The organism is Rhizobium phaseoli (assembly GCF_001664385.1).
Taxonomy (GTDB): Bacteria; Pseudomonadota; Alphaproteobacteria; order Rhizobiales; family Rhizobiaceae; genus Rhizobium; species Rhizobium phaseoli.
Genome location: NZ_CP013532.1, coordinates 3,409,104 through 3,425,491, shown reverse-complemented (window position 1 = coordinate 3,425,491; position 16,388 = coordinate 3,409,104). Strand labels below are relative to the sequence as shown.

At 59.9% G+C, this 16,388-nt stretch carries 15 protein-coding genes and 1 pseudogene; 8 read left to right on the top strand and 8 right to left on the bottom strand.

Annotated elements, in window-relative coordinates:
- Positions 1-253: 253 nt before the first annotated feature.
- Positions 254-1,414: a class C beta-lactamase gene (gene ampC / locus AMC88_RS16545; RefSeq protein ID WP_064825526.1), complete on the bottom strand. Its 1,161-nt coding sequence runs from the start codon at positions 1,412-1,414 to the stop codon at positions 254-256.
- A gap of 123 nt (positions 1,415-1,537) precedes the next feature.
- Here ampC and AMC88_RS16540 point away from each other — a divergent pair, with 123 nt between their 5' ends.
- On the top strand, positions 1,538-2,407 hold the full coding sequence (locus AMC88_RS16540) for a LysR family transcriptional regulator (RefSeq protein WP_064825525.1): 870 nt from the start codon (positions 1,538-1,540) through the stop codon (positions 2,405-2,407).
- 37 nt (positions 2,408-2,444) lie between these two features.
- On the opposite strand, the gene AMC88_RS16535 is transcribed toward AMC88_RS16540, so the two are convergent.
- Complete coding sequence (locus AMC88_RS16535; protein WP_016733826.1) at positions 2,445-3,437, bottom strand: sugar-binding protein; 993 nt, start codon at positions 3,435-3,437, stop codon at positions 2,445-2,447.
- Between the two features lie 43 nt (positions 3,438-3,480).
- Positions 3,481-4,461 (bottom strand): NAD-dependent epimerase/dehydratase family protein, encoded by a 981-nt coding sequence (locus tag AMC88_RS16530; protein WP_064825524.1) that lies wholly within the window; start codon positions 4,459-4,461, stop codon positions 3,481-3,483.
- 78 nt (positions 4,462-4,539) lie between these two features.
- On the opposite strand from AMC88_RS16530, the gene AMC88_RS16525 reads away from it, so the two are divergent.
- The gene (locus AMC88_RS16525; RefSeq protein ID WP_064825523.1) at positions 4,540-5,460 is read left to right on the top strand and encodes an ATP-binding cassette domain-containing protein; all 921 of its coding nucleotides are present in this window, start codon (positions 4,540-4,542) and stop codon (positions 5,458-5,460) included.
- Between the two features lie 40 nt (positions 5,461-5,500).
- The gene (locus tag AMC88_RS16520; protein ID WP_064825522.1) at positions 5,501-6,499 is read left to right on the top strand and encodes an ABC transporter permease; all 999 of its coding nucleotides are present in this window, start codon (positions 5,501-5,503) and stop codon (positions 6,497-6,499) included.
- A 148-nt stretch (positions 6,500-6,647) separates the two neighbouring features.
- Here the strand turns inward: AMC88_RS16520 and AMC88_RS16515 are convergent, their stop codons facing one another.
- Entirely contained in the window at positions 6,648-6,971 is a 324-nt protein-coding gene (locus AMC88_RS16515) for a hypothetical protein (protein ID WP_064825521.1), read from the bottom strand.
- A 177-nt stretch (positions 6,972-7,148) separates the two neighbouring features.
- Between AMC88_RS16515 and AMC88_RS34520 the strand changes: the two genes are divergently transcribed.
- Positions 7,149-7,271: a hypothetical protein gene (locus AMC88_RS34520; RefSeq protein ID WP_016733822.1), complete on the top strand. Its 123-nt coding sequence runs from the start codon at positions 7,149-7,151 to the stop codon at positions 7,269-7,271.
- A gap of 68 nt (positions 7,272-7,339) precedes the next feature.
- Here the strand turns inward: AMC88_RS34520 and AMC88_RS16510 are convergent, their stop codons facing one another.
- Positions 7,340-7,666, bottom strand: a complete 327-nt coding sequence (locus AMC88_RS16510; protein WP_010020924.1) for a GYD domain-containing protein — start codon at positions 7,664-7,666, stop codon at positions 7,340-7,342.
- 271 nt (positions 7,667-7,937) lie between these two features.
- On the opposite strand from AMC88_RS16510, the gene AMC88_RS16505 reads away from it, so the two are divergent.
- The gene (locus tag AMC88_RS16505; protein ID WP_225880684.1) at positions 7,938-8,426 is read left to right on the top strand and encodes a YegJ family protein; all 489 of its coding nucleotides are present in this window, start codon (positions 7,938-7,940) and stop codon (positions 8,424-8,426) included.
- Positions 8,427-8,720: 294 nt separating this feature from the next.
- On the opposite strand, the gene AMC88_RS16500 is transcribed toward AMC88_RS16505, so the two are convergent.
- Positions 8,721-10,130: a peptidoglycan L,D-endopeptidase MepK gene (locus AMC88_RS16500; RefSeq protein ID WP_064825520.1), complete on the bottom strand. Its 1,410-nt coding sequence runs from the start codon at positions 10,128-10,130 to the stop codon at positions 8,721-8,723.
- Between the two features lie 301 nt (positions 10,131-10,431).
- On the opposite strand from AMC88_RS16500, the gene AMC88_RS16495 reads away from it, so the two are divergent.
- Positions 10,432-11,334, top strand: a complete 903-nt coding sequence (locus AMC88_RS16495) for a GNAT family N-acetyltransferase (protein WP_012484865.1) — start codon at positions 10,432-10,434, stop codon at positions 11,332-11,334.
- A 44-nt stretch (positions 11,335-11,378) separates the two neighbouring features.
- Here AMC88_RS16495 and AMC88_RS16490 read toward each other — a convergent pair whose 3' ends face one another.
- Positions 11,379-13,361: an acyltransferase family protein gene (locus AMC88_RS16490; protein WP_041683738.1), complete on the bottom strand. Its 1,983-nt coding sequence runs from the start codon at positions 13,359-13,361 to the stop codon at positions 11,379-11,381.
- A 631-nt stretch (positions 13,362-13,992) separates the two neighbouring features.
- The gene (locus tag AMC88_RS16485; protein WP_012484862.1) at positions 13,993-14,673 is read right to left on the bottom strand and encodes an SOS response-associated peptidase; all 681 of its coding nucleotides are present in this window, start codon (positions 14,671-14,673) and stop codon (positions 13,993-13,995) included.
- Between the two features lie 145 nt (positions 14,674-14,818).
- Between AMC88_RS16485 and AMC88_RS34085 the strand changes: the two are divergent.
- Positions 14,819-14,905, top strand: a pseudogene (locus AMC88_RS34085) (histidine kinase); the annotation flags it as partial.
- 383 nt (positions 14,906-15,288) lie between these two features.
- The gene (locus tag AMC88_RS16475) at positions 15,289-16,383 is read left to right on the top strand and encodes a glycosyltransferase family 4 protein (RefSeq protein ID WP_012484860.1); all 1,095 of its coding nucleotides are present in this window, start codon (positions 15,289-15,291) and stop codon (positions 16,381-16,383) included.
- The last annotated feature ends 5 nt before the right edge of the window (positions 16,384-16,388 follow it).

Genomic DNA, 16,388 nt, shown 5'->3' with positions numbered 1-16,388 from the left:
CATGTTACCCTGAGTAGTATTTCCCTCTTCGAAGAGCAGCGAAGATGCACGTGTACATGCCGCCGCTCGATTTTCGCAGTATTTCGCAAGATTGTGGCCCTGTTGCGTCGCAGCATTTCCGCAAGGCAATTTCTCTATCACACGGGCGAAGGCGCGCATCGGGCTAAAGTCCGACTCTCAAGGACAGCGCATCGTTCGGATCGAGGCAGGCCGCGACAGGCAGTCGGCCCCGCATCCGTGGCGCTGTTTTCGATCAATCGGCCGCAAGCGCGGTCAATACCCGATAGGCCGCGGCAACCCGGTCCTCGTTGGGGTAATTTTTATTGGCGAGGATGACGATGCCGACGCGCTTGCTGGGAATGAAGGCGACATAGGCGCCGAAGCCATTGGTCGAGCCGGTCTTGTTGATCCACACTTCGCCGCGCGGTTTCATCGGCGGCTGCAGCGCGGCGACCGGGGTGGTCTTCAGCATCGCCGGCGAATTGCCCTCAAGCAGGCTCTGCAGGGGGACGGGATAGGCATATTGCTCCCAGATCAGATCCTGGACCATCGCCCCGACGCTGTAATAACCGGTGTGGGTCTTGTCGATCGCCTGCTGCAGTTTTCCGTCGAGCTTCGCCATGCCCATATGGGCGCCGACGAAGCGGATCATGTCGCCGGCAGTGGACCTTACGCCATAGGCCTCGGCGGAAAGCATGGCCGGCGTCAGCCTTGCCGGCTCGCCGCTGCGCTTATAACCCTGGGCGTAATCGCCCTGCCGCGACTTCGGCACGCTGAGATAGGTGCTGCTCAAGCCGAGCGCGGAAAACAGCCTGCCTTCCATCAGATCCGCGAAATCGCCGCGCATGGCTTTCGCCGTGATGAAGCCGAGCATGCCGATGCTCGGATTGGCATAGCTGCGCCGAGTCCCGGCCGCGTAGGAGGGGCGCCATGCCGCAAGATATGCCATCAGCTGGCCTTCGCTTTTGAGGTCTTCGGGCACCTGCAGCGGAAAACCGCCAGCCGTATGGGTGCCGAGGTTAATCAGCGCGACATCACCGAACGGTCTTCCCTTCATCGCAGGAAGATGTTTGGCCACCGGATCGGACAAAGAGAGCTCTCCCGTCGCCTCGGCATAGGAGGCGAGCGTCGCGGTGAAGGTCTTGCTGATCGAGCCAAGTTCGAAGAGCGTGGTCGACGCAACCGGTCTGCCCGTCTCCTTTGATTCGACGCCGTAGGTGAAGATATGATCGCGGCCGTCGACGGTGATGCCGACGGCCACCCCGGGAATGGCGTATTTTTCCATGATCGGCTTGATCGCCGCATCCGCGATCGCTCGCACCTCCGCCTCATCGGCGGCAAAGCCGCTTGCTGCAGCGCATGCCGAGATCAAAGCGGCCGACAAAAATTTTATGCCAAGGTTTCTCACAATCATCCTCCACATCGCCAGGGCGGTCGCCACGAGCGCAAAATGCGCCCACGGAGGCGTTTAGCGGCCCTGTTTTCCAGGGGCAAACGATGATATCTCGCAGCAGCTGCAAGAAATTCTAGGGCTTCGATGGTTCGCCAATTCCTCCCCTTGAACGGCCTCAGAGCCTTCGAAGCCTCGGCACGGCATCTGAGCTTTACCCGCGCCGCAATCGAGCTCTGCGTCACTCAGGCGGCCGTCAGTCAGCAGGTCAAGGGGCTGGAAAAGCGGCTCGGCGTCGCGCTGTTCCAGCGTCTGCCGCGCGGGCTGAAAATCACCGCGGAAGGCGAGGCGCTGCTGCCGACAGTGACCGCCTCCTTCGACCAAATGGCGACGACGCTCGACCGGATCGAGGCCGGAGAGGTGCGCGAATTGCTGTTCCTCGGCGTCATCGGCACCTTCGCGGTCGGCTGGCTCCTGCCGAGGCTTGCCGATTTCCAGCGCCGCCATCCCTTCATCGACATACGGGTTTCCACCAACAATAACCGCGTCGATCCCGCCGCCGAGGGGCTCGACTTTGCCATCCGCTTCGGCAGCGGCTTATGGCACGGCACCGAGGCGCAGCACCTGTTCGAGGCGCCGCTCTCGGCCCTCTGCATCCCCGAACTGGCCGACGATCTGCGGACGCCGGCAGATCTTGCCGGGGCAACGCTGCTGCGCAGCTACCGCGCGGATGAATGGAGCACCTGGTTTGCCGCCGCCGGGGTGCCGCCGGCGGCACAGGTCAATGCCGGCATCGTCTTCGATTCCTCCGTCGCCATGATGGAGGCCGCCCTGCAGGGGCTCGGCGTCGCGCTGGCGCCGCCCTCGATGTTCTCCAGGCACCTCTCGTCAGGTGCGATCGTTCAGCCCTTTACCACGACCATATCGCTCGGAAGCTACTGGCTGACGCGCCTGCAGTCACGGCCGGTCACCCCGGCCATGCGTGCCTTTTCCGATTGGATATTTGCGCAAGCGTGATATCCGGCGGCCCGCTGAGCGGGCGCGCCGGGCTGCATCACTTCTGAATGCAGGTATCCACCGTATCCTTGGTGCACTCATCAAGCCCGGTGAAGACAGGATCGTCGACCTTCTTGCCGGCGATCAGGTCCATCATCACGGTCGGCGCCTTGTAGCCCATTTCGAACGGCCGCTGGCCGACCAGTGCGGTCACCAGGCCCTCCTTGGCGATCGCCACTTCGTCGCCAATCGTGTCGGCGGCGCCGATGACGAAGTCGTTCTTGGCGATCTTGTCGGCCATCGGCTTGAACAGGTCGCGATAGGGCTGCGGGGCGCCGAACAGCGGCCAGCCGCCCATGATGCCGAAGGCGTCGAGATCGGGATTGGCGGCGAGGATGTCGGTCATCGCCTGCACGCCCTTGGCGCCGTCGTCATTGGTAAAGACCGGGCAGCCGGCCACCTCGGTCCAGCCGCCTTCGCCCTTCAGGGCATCGAGCCCCTTCTTGCCGCTCAGCGTATCGCGCATGCCCTGGGCGCGGCGCAGAATATTGTCAGCGCCGGGATTGCCTTCGATGGTGCAGATCTTGCCGCCCTTCGGCTTGGCCTTCTTGATATATTCGCCGATCTTGGCGCCCATCAGATAGTTGTCGGTGCCGAGATAGGTCTTGCGCAAAGCGGAATCCTCGGCCGCCAGATCGGCGTCGAGCGTCATGACGGGAACGCTCGGATTGGCGGTCTTCAGCGTCTGGGCGATCAGCTTGGCGTTCGACGGCGAGATGGCAATCGCCGCCGTATCCGCCTTGCCAAGCATATCCTGGACAATCTGCGCCTCGCCGGCTTCATCGGAGGTCGATGCCGGGCCGGTGTAGAAGCATTCATATTCGGCGGATGCGTTTTCCTTGTTCCACTTCTGGCAACCCTGGTTGATCGCCTCGAAGAACGGGTTGTCGAGGCCCTTGACGACGATGACGAGCTGCTTCTTGGCGGCCATGGCCTCGCCGGCCGTGAACGCCAGGACTGCGGCAGCTGTCAGCAATAATGCCTTCCTCATAGCTTCCTCCCTTTGAAAGCGGGCACAATTGCCCGCCGCGTAATCAACCGGGATACCAGACGATGCGAGGCTCCTCCCCTGAACGACGGTATTCCCAGGCTGAATCGATGAGCTTTTCCAGATCGTAGACGGGGCGCCAGTCCAGCAGGTATTTCGCCTTGCTGTTGTCCATCCAGTTGGAGTGGAACTGGCTTGCAATGTCGACCGAGCCCAGCCCGCGCGTGCGGGCGAGATAGGCGGCGACTTCCCCATAATCGACGGGACGATCCATCGCGATATTGAAGAGCTCTCCCTTGGCGCGCGGATTGTCGATCGCCGCCAATATCGCCGAAACCAGATCGTCGACATGCACGAAATTGCGCTTCAGCGGCCGCCCGTCGGCATCGCGCAGCAGCGGCACCGTGCCCGCGCGGGCGTATCGTTCGGCCTCGGCCGGGGAGACGAACGTCTTCCAGTCCGGCCCGCCGAACAGATCGTCGCCGAAAGAGAGGGTGAATTTGAAATCATCCTTCTCCATGATCCAGGGCGCGCGCAGGCAGCAGGTATTGATGCCGTACTGGATGGCGAACTGCTCCAGCATCACCTCTTCCAGCACCTTGGAAAGCGCGTAACAGCCGGGATAGGCGCGATGCGGCGTGGCCTCGGTCACCGGCCCGTCGTGGCGATAGAAGAAATGGCCGATGCCGGCGTCGCCGCCGATCAGAATGAATTGCTCGGCCGTCGGGCTGGTGCGGAAGGCTTCGAGCAGCCAGAACAGCCCTTTGACCGTCACATCCATGACGGTGTCGGGCGTCTCCTTGCAGGTGGCGAGATGCAGCACATGGGTGACGCCCTCCATCGCCGCGGCCACGACAGCGCTGTCGGCGATCGAACCCTTGACCACATCGATGCGGTCGGTCTCTTCAAGCGCGCGATTATGACAAAGCGCGCGAATGCGTGCATTGGAAAATCTCGGCTCGTCAAGCAGCCCAGTTATGAAGCGCCGCCCGACCTTGCCCGTAGCCCCGGTGACAAGGATCAGCATACCTCTCTCCCAGTAACAGCTAATATCCGCGCGTTTCCGGCGTCAATCTGTATTTATCGTACAAAATAGATTTTTGTGATGAGGGGCCGTTTTAGCGGACATTTGATTGACGATTCCTGGTGCTTTTGCATTAATGAACATAATCGCTTTTCCGGGAGGAGATCGGCCGAGCGAGATCGCAGGCGTCCAACCGGCGGCCGGGTATCGGCAGCCGGCGGCGAAGGCAGGCCTGCAGGTTCCTGGGAGGGTGGTCGGCTGACAGCGGTTCTCGAACTCACCAATATCTCGAAACATTTCGGCGCCATCCAGGCGGTCAACGACGTGTCGTTCACGCTCGAGGCCGGCCAGGTCGTCGGCCTGATGGGCGATAACGGCGCGGGAAAGAGCACGCTGGTCAAGATGATCGCCGGCAATTTCCGCCCGAGCGAAGGCACGATGCGCCTCGAGGGCAAGGAGATCGTCATGCATCGCCCGGTCGAGGCGCGCCAGCACGGCATCGAGATCGTCCATCAGGATCTGGCGCTCTGCAACAATCTGACGGCGGCCGCCAACGTCTTCCTCGGCCGCGAGCTCAGGCGCGGCATCGGCCCCCTGAAGGTCCTCGACTACAAGACGATGTATCGGCGCGCCGGCGAGATCTTCAAGGAGCTGAAATCGGAAACCCGCCCGCGTGATCTCGTCAAGCAAATGTCGGGCGGCCAGCGGCAGGCGGTGGCGATCGCCCGCACCATGCTGTCGGAGGCGAAGATCGTGCTAATGGACGAGCCGACCGCAGCCATTTCGGTCCGCCAGGTGGCTGAAGTCCTCAACCTGATCCGCGAACTGCGCGACCGCGGCATCGCGGTCGTCCTGATCAGCCACCGTATGCCCGACGTTTTCACCGTCGCCGATCGGGTGATCGTCATGCGCCGCGGCCGGAAAGTCGCCGACAAGGCGATCGCGGCGAGTTCGCCGGAGGAAGTGACGGGTCTTATCACGGGCGCCATCGAACAGGTCTGATCGGCGCAGCTTGGTTCACGGGCAGAAAAGAAGGTCAATAATGGCAGTCACCCTCGACCAGACAATTGCACAGAGAGAGCGAAGCCGGCTGTCGGAGTTCGTCGGCAGCCAGACCTTCTGGGTGCTGATCGCCGTCATTCTCGCGTGCCTCTTCCTCTCCGTCGCCACCGATTCCTTCGCGACGGCGAAGAACCTCTACAATATCACCCGCAACGTCACTTTCGTCGCCATCATCGCGCTCGGCATGACGCTCGTCATCATCACAGGCGGCATCGATCTGTCGGTCGGCTCGGTGCTCTGCCTCTGCAGCATGGTGCTCGCGGTCACCATGCATGCCGGTTACGGCATCGAGATCGGCATAGCGGCGGCGATCGGCACCGCCCTTCTCGTTGGCGCCTTCAACGGCGTGATGATCGCCTATCTCGATTTTCCGCCCTTCGTCGTCACGCTCGGCATGCTGTCGGTGGCCCGCAGCCTCGCGATGGTCGCCTCCAACAACACCGTCGTCTTCCAGTTCGGCCCCGACCACGACAAGCTGCTGGCACTCGGCGGCGGCGCCTGGTTTCTCGGCATCGCCAACCCGGTCCTCTACATGGTCATCCTGGCGCTCTTGACCGGCTTCGTGCTGCGCTGGACGCGCTTCGGCCGCTATATCTTCGCCATCGGCGGCAATGAGCATGCCGCCACGCTCACCGGCGTTCCCGTGCGCAGCATCAAGGTCGCCGTCTATATGATCTCGGCACTCTCGGCCGGCATTGCCGGCATCGTCCAGACCGGCTGGCTCGGCGCCGTCACCACCAATATCGGCGCCGGCATGGAGCTGCAGGTCATTGCCGCCGCTGTCATCGGCGGCGCCAACTTGGCCGGCGGCGTCGGCACCGCCTTCGGCGCCCTGGTCGGCGCAGCGCTGATCGAGGTCATCCGCAACAGCCTCGGCCTGCTCGGCATCAATGCCTTCTGGCAGGGGACGTTTATCGGCGGGGCGATCGTGCTGGCGGTGCTGTTCGACCGGATTCGCAATCTCAGGCAGAGCGAGTAGGGCCGACGACGCCATTGCTGACATCCCGAACGTCTTTGCTCTCTGCGAGCATGTCACGGAGATATCGGGCGCAAGCTGGCCTACCATGGCCGGGTGGCCTGCAGCATTTCCAGTCGCAGCGTTCGGCGATCAAACCCCGACCGTGCCCTCAGGGGCGCGTATCCTCATAACCGTCCAACTCGGGGCATCCCCTGATGTTGGCGAAGCCGATCACTCGCCGGTCGCCCGATTGATCCAGACCCCTGAGCACGATGACATTCTCATCCTGCTGTATGATCTCGCTGCGATAGATGCCGGCGCGAAGCGCCAGGTTTCTTGCCTGGCTTATGTTGCATTGCCCGGGCGGTGGCGTGACGTGCCAGTATCTCGTGCCTTGGCCATCCGACTGCCATCCGCCAGGGGCGGCGAATCCGGGCGCCCCGGACAGCAGCATGGCACACGACAATATCAAGCTGCCTGGAACCAGTTTCATGTAACCTCCGTCTGTCGACGTTTCAGGGCTCGTCGCCACTCCGCTTGCCCCGGTTGCGCGTCGTCACAGTAGATGGATCGCGCTAACACGATGCTAACGCGGGTCAGCGGCAACGAGATGGTGTCGCCCCGTATGCTGCCATGCTACTCCGGGAGTGTTGCGCCTGATGAATGGCCAATGGATTGCGCCGTTTCCACCAATATCGTCAGCCGCCAACTCGCCGACGATATTGGTACCGTCTTCGGCACACTGGTCGGAGCGGCGCTGATCGAAGTGATCCGCGACAGCCTCGGCGAATAGGCGACGACGCCTTTAGTCGTCAGCTCGCATAGCAGCAGCGAAACCGGCTTTCGGGAAGGGCGGTCGGCCTACGCCGCCGGTGGACGATAGCGGATCGTCTTCGCCTTTTCCAAGGCCTGGATCGTATCCTCGACGTCGAGAAGGACAGTGGTCTCGATAGAGCGGAGAGCCCCTCCAGCGCCGATCGCAAGCGTGACAGCCGCCATCGAGACGTTGTCGGGCGCTTCCCACAAATTCCAGCCGTCATGCTCGCCGAACGCGTACCAGAACCCATGGAGCTTTCCGCCCACGGATTCGATGTAGCTGCGGGCTGCCTCCCGGCGATCCTCGGGGTTTTCGATCATGCGCGCCCAGGTCTCGGGCGTGTAGCTGAAGCGCGTGAGATACATGGCCATGGTTTGCCTCCTCCGCCAGAGCAATCCAGTAAACGCTCAAGCCGAAGGGAACGCCAGTCATTCGATGTGGGTACGAGGCTTTCCCGCGCTTCGACCGCAGAGAGGCAAAGATCTCCCAGCATCGGAACGCTAGCAGCGGCGCCGCCGGTGCATCAAGCCGGTATTGAAGATCAACCGGAGATAGCTATGTTGCGCCGTATAGTCACAACAATTTAAGGCCCATCGAATGTTGCGCAGTGTCATTTCACTCCTCTCAATGCTTGTGCTCTCCATGTCGGCCATTCCCGCCGAGCGCGCGCTCGCCCAGGACAATCCCAATGTCCGGAAGATCGCGCCCGGCAATCCGGCCATGGCCAAGGCCCATGAGAAATCGATGGGGGAGCTGGACGGCTTCTTCGAGAAACTGCAAAACCCACAGGCGGGAACCGATAATTACAGCCTCAAGCTCGGTTTCAAGGACAAGGATAAGGGCGTGGTGCTGACTACCGACCAGATGGCGTCAGAGGTAGAATTCATGTGGGTCTACCAGATCGAGGCGTCGGGTGATCATTTCACCGCACTTCTTGGCGATAGGCCGGAATACATCCACAACATAAAGCAAGGGGATCGCGTCGAGTTCGCGAAGTCGGATATCTTCGACTGGCTCTATGTCGAGAATGGGAAAATCAAGGGCAACTATACCGCCTGCCCGCTGCTCTTGGCCGGACCGAAAGAACAGTTGGATCAATATCGCGAAATCTACGGCATCGTCTGCGACTGACCGCAGGCCGCTGGACGAGGCAAAAGAAAGCCCCGCCGAAACGGGGCAATGAGGGGAAAGGACGGGATCGCCAGGAAGGAAGAGCGGACGGACCCAAAATGGGGCCACCTGTGCGATCCCGCGGTTATAACGGGGAGCTATCCCCTGGGTTCCGGTACGCTTTCGGACCAAGCGAGCGGGTCAAAACTGGCCGCCCGCCGCCATCCCCCTCGAAGCCTCCTGCCTCCGGTTGGCGCGAGGAAGCCATTCGAACGTTGTTGCCACGGGCGCAGCGCATCAGCCTGACGACTGAGGTCAACCCTCCGGAGGCGATGTAAACCGGCTGGCATCGAACGGGCCTCCGGCGGCGATCGGGGTCACCTGTTTCGCTGACGTCGCGACAGGCTCTCGATGGACCGTGCGGGGCGAGACACGCGGCGCGCTCAATCCTGCCGCTTCGCCTTGAGAATGCAGCGCCCATTTCATCAGCGCCGCCTCGGAGGTCGAGCTCAGGAAATTCGCTTCTTCCCAGGAGGCGGTCATCGGCAGCGAGGCGATCAGAGCCGCACCCGGGCTGGCGGCCCCCGGGGCAAGAATGCGGGGATGGAAGCGGGCGTGAACAGGCAATGCCGAGGTCTGGTTTTCCGCAAGTGCGGCAATCGGGCCGATCGAGGCCGTCTTGAGTTCTGTATCGGGGCTCGTCTCATGCGCAAGGGAAGGCGGGCGCATCGCCGGTATTGGAATCGGCAAGGGTGAAACATCCGGAGCGGCGCCATTGTCATCCCGCTCGCCCGCGCCGGTCTGCAGCGCGAGCGCGTTCAACGCCCGGCTTTTCGGTGTCGGCAGAAGCGCCGTCACGAGCTTGCCGTCGGTGGTGTCTCCGCCCCGCATGGTCGAAGCTCCCGCGTCATCGTCTTCTCCGGCGGTGCTGGCGATCTCGATCGCGGTGGGGCTGACGCGCTTTCGGTAGTTCGCAACCGCCTGATTATATCCCGGCAGCGGCCGGCCATCGGCCGGAAGATGCATCGTCTTCCCATTCGGGAAGATCCGGGCGAGTTCCTGCCGCGACATGCGCGGCCAGGCCCTGACATTGCCGACGTCGAGATGGACGAAGGGCGATCCCGAGGTCGGATAATATCCGACGCCGCCGACCTGCATCTGCATGGCAATCGCCCGCAGCGTCGAAAGCTTCACACCGGGAACGTAGAAATCCATCGCCTTGCCCAGCATGTGCTGGCTCTTCTTGGCGACGCCGGTGATGCGCGAGCGGTTGCGCAGCATGTTGTTGGTTGCAGGCGAGCGATAGGCGGAAACGACATGGATATAATCCTTGCCGCCGCTGCGCTTGTACACCTCCCAGACCAGGTCGAGCAGCCGGGGATCCATCCGGGTCGGCTCGTTCCTCCGCCAGTCGCGCAGGAACCGATTGATCTGTGCGAGCCCTTTGGGATCGAATTTTCCATCCCGCTTATAGGTAATCGTCGCCTTCTCGCCCGTGTGGGTAAAGAACAGCTTCAGGGCGCGGTCTTCGGCTGAGGCGAAGGATGCGGTACCGACGAGCGCGGGAAACGCAAACAGAGCCGGCAGAATGGTCTGTGTTGCAACGCGTTTTGCACGCGACAGAAGCGCGGCAATTCCGCCCGACAATCCTTGTATTGAATACGTCAACACCACCAACCGTCCTACACCAAACACGCGACGACGGGCGGGAAACGCCGCATCCATCAGGCTCAATAAAGCCAGCTTATGGTCAACAAATTACTAACGAATGGATGTGGAAGTTCGGTCAACGTCAATGTTGGATTTTGGAGATCGGCCGCCCGAAGGAAATTGACGCAGCCGATAGGACGAAACTGACAACTCCTGTGTTATCGTCACAATCTCAGCGTTGGAAGATCGTGCCGGTGGCTGAAGCATCGAGCCTGCGTTCTCCCTGCGCGGCCAAAGCGCCAGACGCGAAGAGGCTTACGTGGAGACGACCATCCGTCCCCTCGCGGCCAATCGCGAAAGATTATGGGGTTATCCGATGCCGCCTGTCTACAGGCCTGCCCGGCCGGAAGATTTGGCCGCCAGCGATGCGCTGGTGGTCGCCAGCATCAACGAGCTGACTGTCCGCCATGGCTTCGGACCGATGGCGATGCCAAGCCCTCCCAGCTTTCAGCTGTTTTCGCTCAAGGATGATCCGGACGGCCTGTGGCTCGCCGAAGAAGGCGGCGAAATTGTCGGCTTTGCCTGGAGCTGGGTTTGCGGCGATGTCTGGTTCCTCGCCCAGCTGTTCGTCGATCCCGGCCGACAAGGGCAGGGTATCGGCAATGCGCTGTTGGAACGAACCCTCGCGCACGCCCGAAAATCGGGCGCAGCGCATAAGGCTCTGATCACCTTCACCTTCAATCGCGTCTCGCAGGGGCTTTATATCAGGCATGGCCTCTTTCCGAAGATGCCGGTCTACTTCTTTTCTGCCGAGCGCGAGCGGCTGAGACGGACATTGCCGCAAGTGCCGTTGCGCGCCGTCGCGATCGATAACAGTGCTGGCACCATGGCGAACCTTGGCGCGATCGATTGCCGTGCCATCGGCGTCTCGCGCGAGAAACATCACCGCTATTTGTTCGATGATCCGGCGATCACGGGGCTCTTGCTCCATGCCGGTAATGATCTGGTCGGCTACTGCTATGTTGGCGTCAACGGACATATTGGTCCGCTCGCCGTGAAGCGAGCCGACGTTCTTCACGATGCCTTTGCGGCGGCCTTGACGCTGGCGGCAGATGGCTCTGCCGAGAAGATTTCGGCGTTCCTGCCGGGGACATGCGACAGCGCCTTGAGCCTTGCCGTCGATCAAGGCATGCGGATCAGCTTTCCGATGCTGTTGATGGCATCGCCCGGCTATGGCGACTGGACGCAGTATCTGCCGCGAAATCCGGGTTTCATGTGATCAAAAGGGCTCTTGTCTCACCGTCGTTCCCGGCGTCAGGCCGCCTACTCTGATGGAGACGCGGAAGACGCGGGGCCGGCGTGCGGCTGAGAACTTGCCGTTCGTTCGGCTTGCCGATCGTGCGGCTGTACGAGGAAATCGAGAAGGCCGGTGCCCCTGAGGTCGGCGGCTCTCTTTTCCAGAATGTCGCCAAGCAAGGTCGTCAGAAATTCGGCTGTCAGATGGCCCCAGTCCGTCATGAACGGAACACCCCCGCTGCTGGTGAGGCACTTCTCCTTGTCGTAATCGCAGTGAAGCTTGATGATATCGATGTAATTGAATGCAAGATCCGACGGGTAAAAGGGCAACTTCGTTATCGTCTGGTTGGCCGGCGGATAGGTCGCCAACCGCAGGCACGTGGAGGCATCGGATTTTGTCTGAAACATCAGCCCCAGGCACGAGTGCAATCGATCCAGCTGGAAATAATTTCCGAAAACAAAAATTTTCGCGTCGTCCGAATGGCTTTTCATCCAGGAAATAAGCTCAAACCGGAACGGGTTCACGGTGTACTCAAAAGGCTGATTACTCGCGAGGAAAATCGCTTTCGTTCGGCTCAGCAATGACTTGTCGTTGATGTATTTTTCAAAGGGAATGCAGTACTTGTCATAGATGCTGGCGCGAGAGGGAGCCTTAACCTTATCGTTCTTGATTTCCACCATGCAGTTCAAGTAGCTGATCGCCACGACCTGGTATCGGTCGGCGTCGATGTAATTTTTGAGCGCGACTGACCAGTTCCTGGCGAACGAGTCCCCGATGATGAAGATGATCGGCTTTTCTGGCTGAATGTTGTCGTTCAAGCTCAGAAAAGTCCTCTCGAGTCGTGCTTCGTTCGCCTGCGCGACAGGGGAATAGACCTGATCCAGCCGGTGCGGAAAACCGGCCATGGTGATTGCCGACACGACAGCAGCCGTGATGGTTGCAACTGATGCGCCCAGGGAGATCCAGAAGGCGCGGTTTCTTCTGGTGTAGCGGAAGGGCCTTTCGATGACGACGAAGCCGACGACCGCGACCAGGGCAGTCGCTGCAACGGCAAGAAACTTGTCGCCGTTGGTAAAATCAACGCTTGTCAGCCGCGCGAAGGCGAAGACTGGATAATGCCACAGGTAAAGGGAGTAGGAGACGATCCCGGTGAGCGCTGCGGGCCGAGACGCCAACAGGCGCCCGACCGTATTCTTGTGACTGGCGAACGCCAGCACCAGGCAGGTCCCGATGACGGGAATGACGGTGAGCCGGCCAGGATGAACCGTGTCCTTGCCGAACAAGATCAGGGAACCGAGCACGAGCGCAAGCCCGGCCGCCGCAAGCAACGGCCGAGGGCGCGCGCGTCCGCGCCTCACCTCGTAAAAGGCAAGAAGCGTTCCGGCCAGAAGCTCCCAGGCCCGGGTGAGCGGCGAGTAAAAGGCCTGTTGCTGATCATACCGTACCGTGAGGACACAGAACGCAAAGCTTAAGGCTGCGATGAGCAACACGCAGGCCAAAAACCTTGATTTCAAATATCGGCGCGTGATCAGCAATAAGAGCGGAAAGCCGATATAAAATTGCTCTTCGACGCTCAACGACCAGGTGTGCAGAAAGGGCTTGAGAAGGGTATCCGGCTCCCCGTACTGGGCCGCAGTAAAATAGAAATAGATGTTCGATCCAAACAGGAGCGAGGAACCGATGGAATTAGCGAAATCCAGCAGTTCCGATGGCAATAAGAGGTAATAGGCGAAGGGCATTGTCGCGAAGATGACCGCGAACAAGGCCGGCAGAATTCTCCGCGCACGCCGTGTATAGAATCTAAGGAAATCGATCCGTCCCGTTGCTTCGATTTCCGTCAGCAGAATCTGGGAAATCAGGAAGCCGCTGATCACGAAGAACACATCGACGCCAATGTACCCGCCCCGCAGCATGGTGTGGCCGGCAATCGTGAACTCGGCGTGATAAAGAATAACCGCGATCACCGATATGGCCCTTAAGCCATCGATCTCTGGTCGATAAACCTTCAATGCCAGCGCCTGCCTTCGATATCGAGAGCGTAAGGTTGTCGCGCCCAAGAGTGGCGCTTTTGGGCTGCCTAACACAGAGATGTTGGCGGAGAAACAGCATCGCCTGATAAAAAATTGGCGGGTGGGGCCAATTTCAGTGTTTATTTTCTGCGCCGATGTAAATCGGCGTTGCGCGGTGTCCAGCAAAATCCAGGAGGTTCTGACCTGAGCTACCTCCGCGAGAGTGGCCCCCAGGAGCGCCTGCGGCTGCTATCTCAGACCTCGACTAAGCTTAGCCCGGCCCGTTCCAAGCCGAACAAAAATAGCCCCGCGGAGGGCGGGGCAAATTGGAAAGGTCGGGATCGCAAAGCAAGGAAAGGGATGCGGACCGGCCCTGGGTACAGGGCCTCTTTGCGATCCCACTGCACTAACCAAAGCCGACCGCCGTGGTTCCTGTACGGTATTGGACCGAAGGTCCCGCAGTATCGGAGCCCAATCAGCGAAACGCCCCGCCAGGACGGGGCATTTCGTATTACCCAATGCCGCCTCGGTCAGAGATGTTAACGGAGGGATGCGGCAGGTTGAAAGGATGACATAGTTTGAAAGAACGTCAATTTGCCTAAAATTGTTAATCAGAATGCCGAGTTAATCTTTAGTTTATATCAATTCTACTTAGGATTTCTGGGCCGGCCTTCCTGGCGTTGCCTACGCGGCGCGCGACCGGCCACATCGTCATCGCTTTGGCGTCGAATGGCTTCATCAGGTCATGTGGATCTGGATCTGCAGATAGCCAACGCTCATAATCCTCGGGACGAAGCACGACCGGCATGCGATTGTGGATCGCCGCAATCGTGTCGTTTGGTGCACAGGTTGCGACGGCAAATGTGCGGATGTCGATGCCGACCGGATGGCGCCAAACTTCCCAAATGCCCGCCAGGGCGAAAGTCGATCGATCCTTCAAGGCGACAGCGTACGGTTGATTGCTCTCGCTCCATTCGATGAAGCCACTGACCGGAACCAGGCAGCGGCGCGACCGGTAAGCATCCCGGAACATGTGATGAGTGGCCATCGTGTCGCCGCGCACGATTGCCGGTGCCTGGCGGCGTGGGTCCATCCCCGTCGGCATGAAGCCCCAGCGGGCGATAGCAAAGGCAGGCCTCGACCTATCTCCCTGCCGCGCATTGTCCTGGATGATGATGTGGTAAACTTCGGCCGGAGCGCCATTGTAACGAGGGAGCCGATCACCGAGGTCATCCACCTTGCCCTGCTCAGCAAAGCTAAAGCTTTCTGCCAGCTCTTGAAAAGACTGACTAACATAGATGCGGCGGCACATGCGTTAATCCGTATGCATTATCACGTACTCCAAAATGGGCCATCGCTGAAAGACGTCAATACAGAAGTGGTATCTACTGGATCTTGATCGGCGGCGCAAAGTTGTTAGGCAACCTTGCGGTTGTACTGGACCGGTTCGGATCTAATTCGAAGTGAAGCACGACTTTCCAGCTATTGGGCAGCGTACCTTCCTCGTCGACGCTCGACGCATCGTGCATCCCGACGACAACAGCCCCAAGTTTACATAGAGATTGCCGGTCGAGATATTCTTCAATCATGACGACAATCGAACGAGGCAACAACTTGCGGGAATTGCTATTCTTGGCTGACTTCACCCTTTTCTTCGAGGATAGCGGGCCATCGTTCCTACAATGATCTAGATGTAATCGAACCTTGTCCGCGTTGCGCCGTTATCCAGTCATGAAGTGTACAATGTCCTGTAACGAAACTCTGGAAGCATGAGGCTACACAGTAACGACGTCGATGTCTTCACGCCGCAACATCGAATTGCTCTGTCAATCTCTTCAAAGCTTGCCGCCCCGCTCGGTTTCAGCAGCTTGCCTGCTGGCGTGTCGGTCTGCGGTCATGGTTCGTTGCTCTTTTGAGGAGAATTGCCATGAAGATCGCTCAAATTGCGCCGCTTGCAGAAAGCGTTCCGCCTAGGCTTTATGGCGGAACTGAACGTATTGTGTCCTTTCTCTGTGAAGAACTCGTCGCGAAGGGCCACGACGTGACCCTCTTTGCCAGCGGCGATTCCGTCACCGGCGCGAAGCTGATACCATGTTCGGATGCTGCACTGAGGCTCAACCCGGCGATCAAGGATCACCTGCCGTATCACATCCTCATGCTTGAGCAGGTTCGCCGCCGGGCCAGTGAGTTCGATGTCCTGCATTTTCACATTGATATGCTGCACTTCCCGTTGGTTCACAATTTCGCCAATCGAGCGGTTACTACCCTGCACGGGCGCCTGGATCTGCCCGACCTGCGTTCTTTCTACCAGGTTTTCGCAGAGGTTCCGCTGGTGTCAGTCTCGAACGACCAGCGCCGACCGATGCCACCAGTTAATTGGTCCGGAACGGTCTATCATGGTTTGCCGCCAAACCTGTTGCCGTTCACCGAAATGCCGAATGGCAATTACCTCGCCTTTCTCGGCCGCATCGCGCCGGAGAAACGCCCCGACCGCGCAATCGAGATCGCCAACCGAACCGGAATGCCCTTGAAGATTGCGGCAAAAATCGACGCGGCTGACAAAACCTACTGGGAGACGGTGATCGAACCAATGGTCAAAAGTCATCAGAATGTCGAATTCATCGGCGAGATCAACGACGACCAGAAGGCAGATTTTCTCGGCAACGCCCGTGCGCTGCTCTTTCCGATAGACTGGCCGGAACCCTTCGGGTTGGTCATGATCGAGGCGATGGCCTGCGGCACCCCCGTCATCGCCTTCCGACGAGGTTCGGCGCCCGAGTTGATTGACAACGATGTCTCCGGCATTCTTGTGGATAATGTCGCCGAAGCCGCCGAGAATATCGAATGGGCGCTGAAGCTTGATCGCAGCGGAGTGCGGAGAGCTTTCGAGAAACGCTTCACCGCTGAACGAATGGCTACGGATTACCTGGACATATATCGGCAATTGCCTGGTGTTCACCCAAAGATCCCTCGACTGCGCCATTCCAAGAGCTATGCCGTTGGTACGGAGCTCATCAATTGATCAGA

What these genes read in the sequence shown, in the direction of transcription:
- AMC88_RS16500 (WP_064825520.1), bottom strand. Translation starts at nt 10,130, where the DNA reads ATGGATGCGGCGTTTCCCGCCCGTCGTCGCGTGTTTGGTGTAGGACGG.
- AMC88_RS16515 (WP_064825521.1), bottom strand. Translation starts at nt 6,971, where the DNA reads ATGAAACTGGTTCCAGGCAGCTTGATATTGTCGTGTGCCATGCTGCTG.
- ampC (WP_064825526.1), bottom strand. Translation starts at nt 1,414, where the DNA reads ATGATTGTGAGAAACCTTGGCATAAAATTTTTGTCGGCCGCTTTGATC.
- AMC88_RS16525 (WP_064825523.1), top strand. Translation starts at nt 4,540, where the DNA reads ATGAGGGGCCGTTTTAGCGGACATTTGATTGACGATTCCTGGTGCTTT.
- AMC88_RS16540 (WP_064825525.1), top strand. Translation starts at nt 1,538, where the DNA reads ATGGTTCGCCAATTCCTCCCCTTGAACGGCCTCAGAGCCTTCGAAGCC.
- AMC88_RS16530 (WP_064825524.1), bottom strand. Translation starts at nt 4,461, where the DNA reads ATGCTGATCCTTGTCACCGGGGCTACGGGCAAGGTCGGGCGGCGCTTC.
- AMC88_RS16475 (WP_012484860.1), top strand. Translation starts at nt 15,289, where the DNA reads ATGAAGATCGCTCAAATTGCGCCGCTTGCAGAAAGCGTTCCGCCTAGG.
- AMC88_RS16510 (WP_010020924.1), bottom strand. Translation starts at nt 7,666, where the DNA reads ATGGCCATGTATCTCACGCGCTTCAGCTACACGCCCGAGACCTGGGCG.
- AMC88_RS16505 (WP_225880684.1), top strand. Translation starts at nt 7,938, where the DNA reads ATGTCGGCCATTCCCGCCGAGCGCGCGCTCGCCCAGGACAATCCCAAT.
- AMC88_RS16485 (WP_012484862.1), bottom strand. Translation starts at nt 14,673, where the DNA reads ATGTGCCGCCGCATCTATGTTAGTCAGTCTTTTCAAGAGCTGGCAGAA.
- AMC88_RS16520 (WP_064825522.1), top strand. Translation starts at nt 5,501, where the DNA reads ATGGCAGTCACCCTCGACCAGACAATTGCACAGAGAGAGCGAAGCCGG.
- AMC88_RS16495 (WP_012484865.1), top strand. Translation starts at nt 10,432, where the DNA reads ATGCCGCCTGTCTACAGGCCTGCCCGGCCGGAAGATTTGGCCGCCAGC.
- AMC88_RS16535 (WP_016733826.1), bottom strand. Translation starts at nt 3,437, where the DNA reads ATGAGGAAGGCATTATTGCTGACAGCTGCCGCAGTCCTGGCGTTCACG.
- AMC88_RS34520 (WP_016733822.1), top strand. Translation starts at nt 7,149, where the DNA reads ATGGATTGCGCCGTTTCCACCAATATCGTCAGCCGCCAACTCGCCGAC.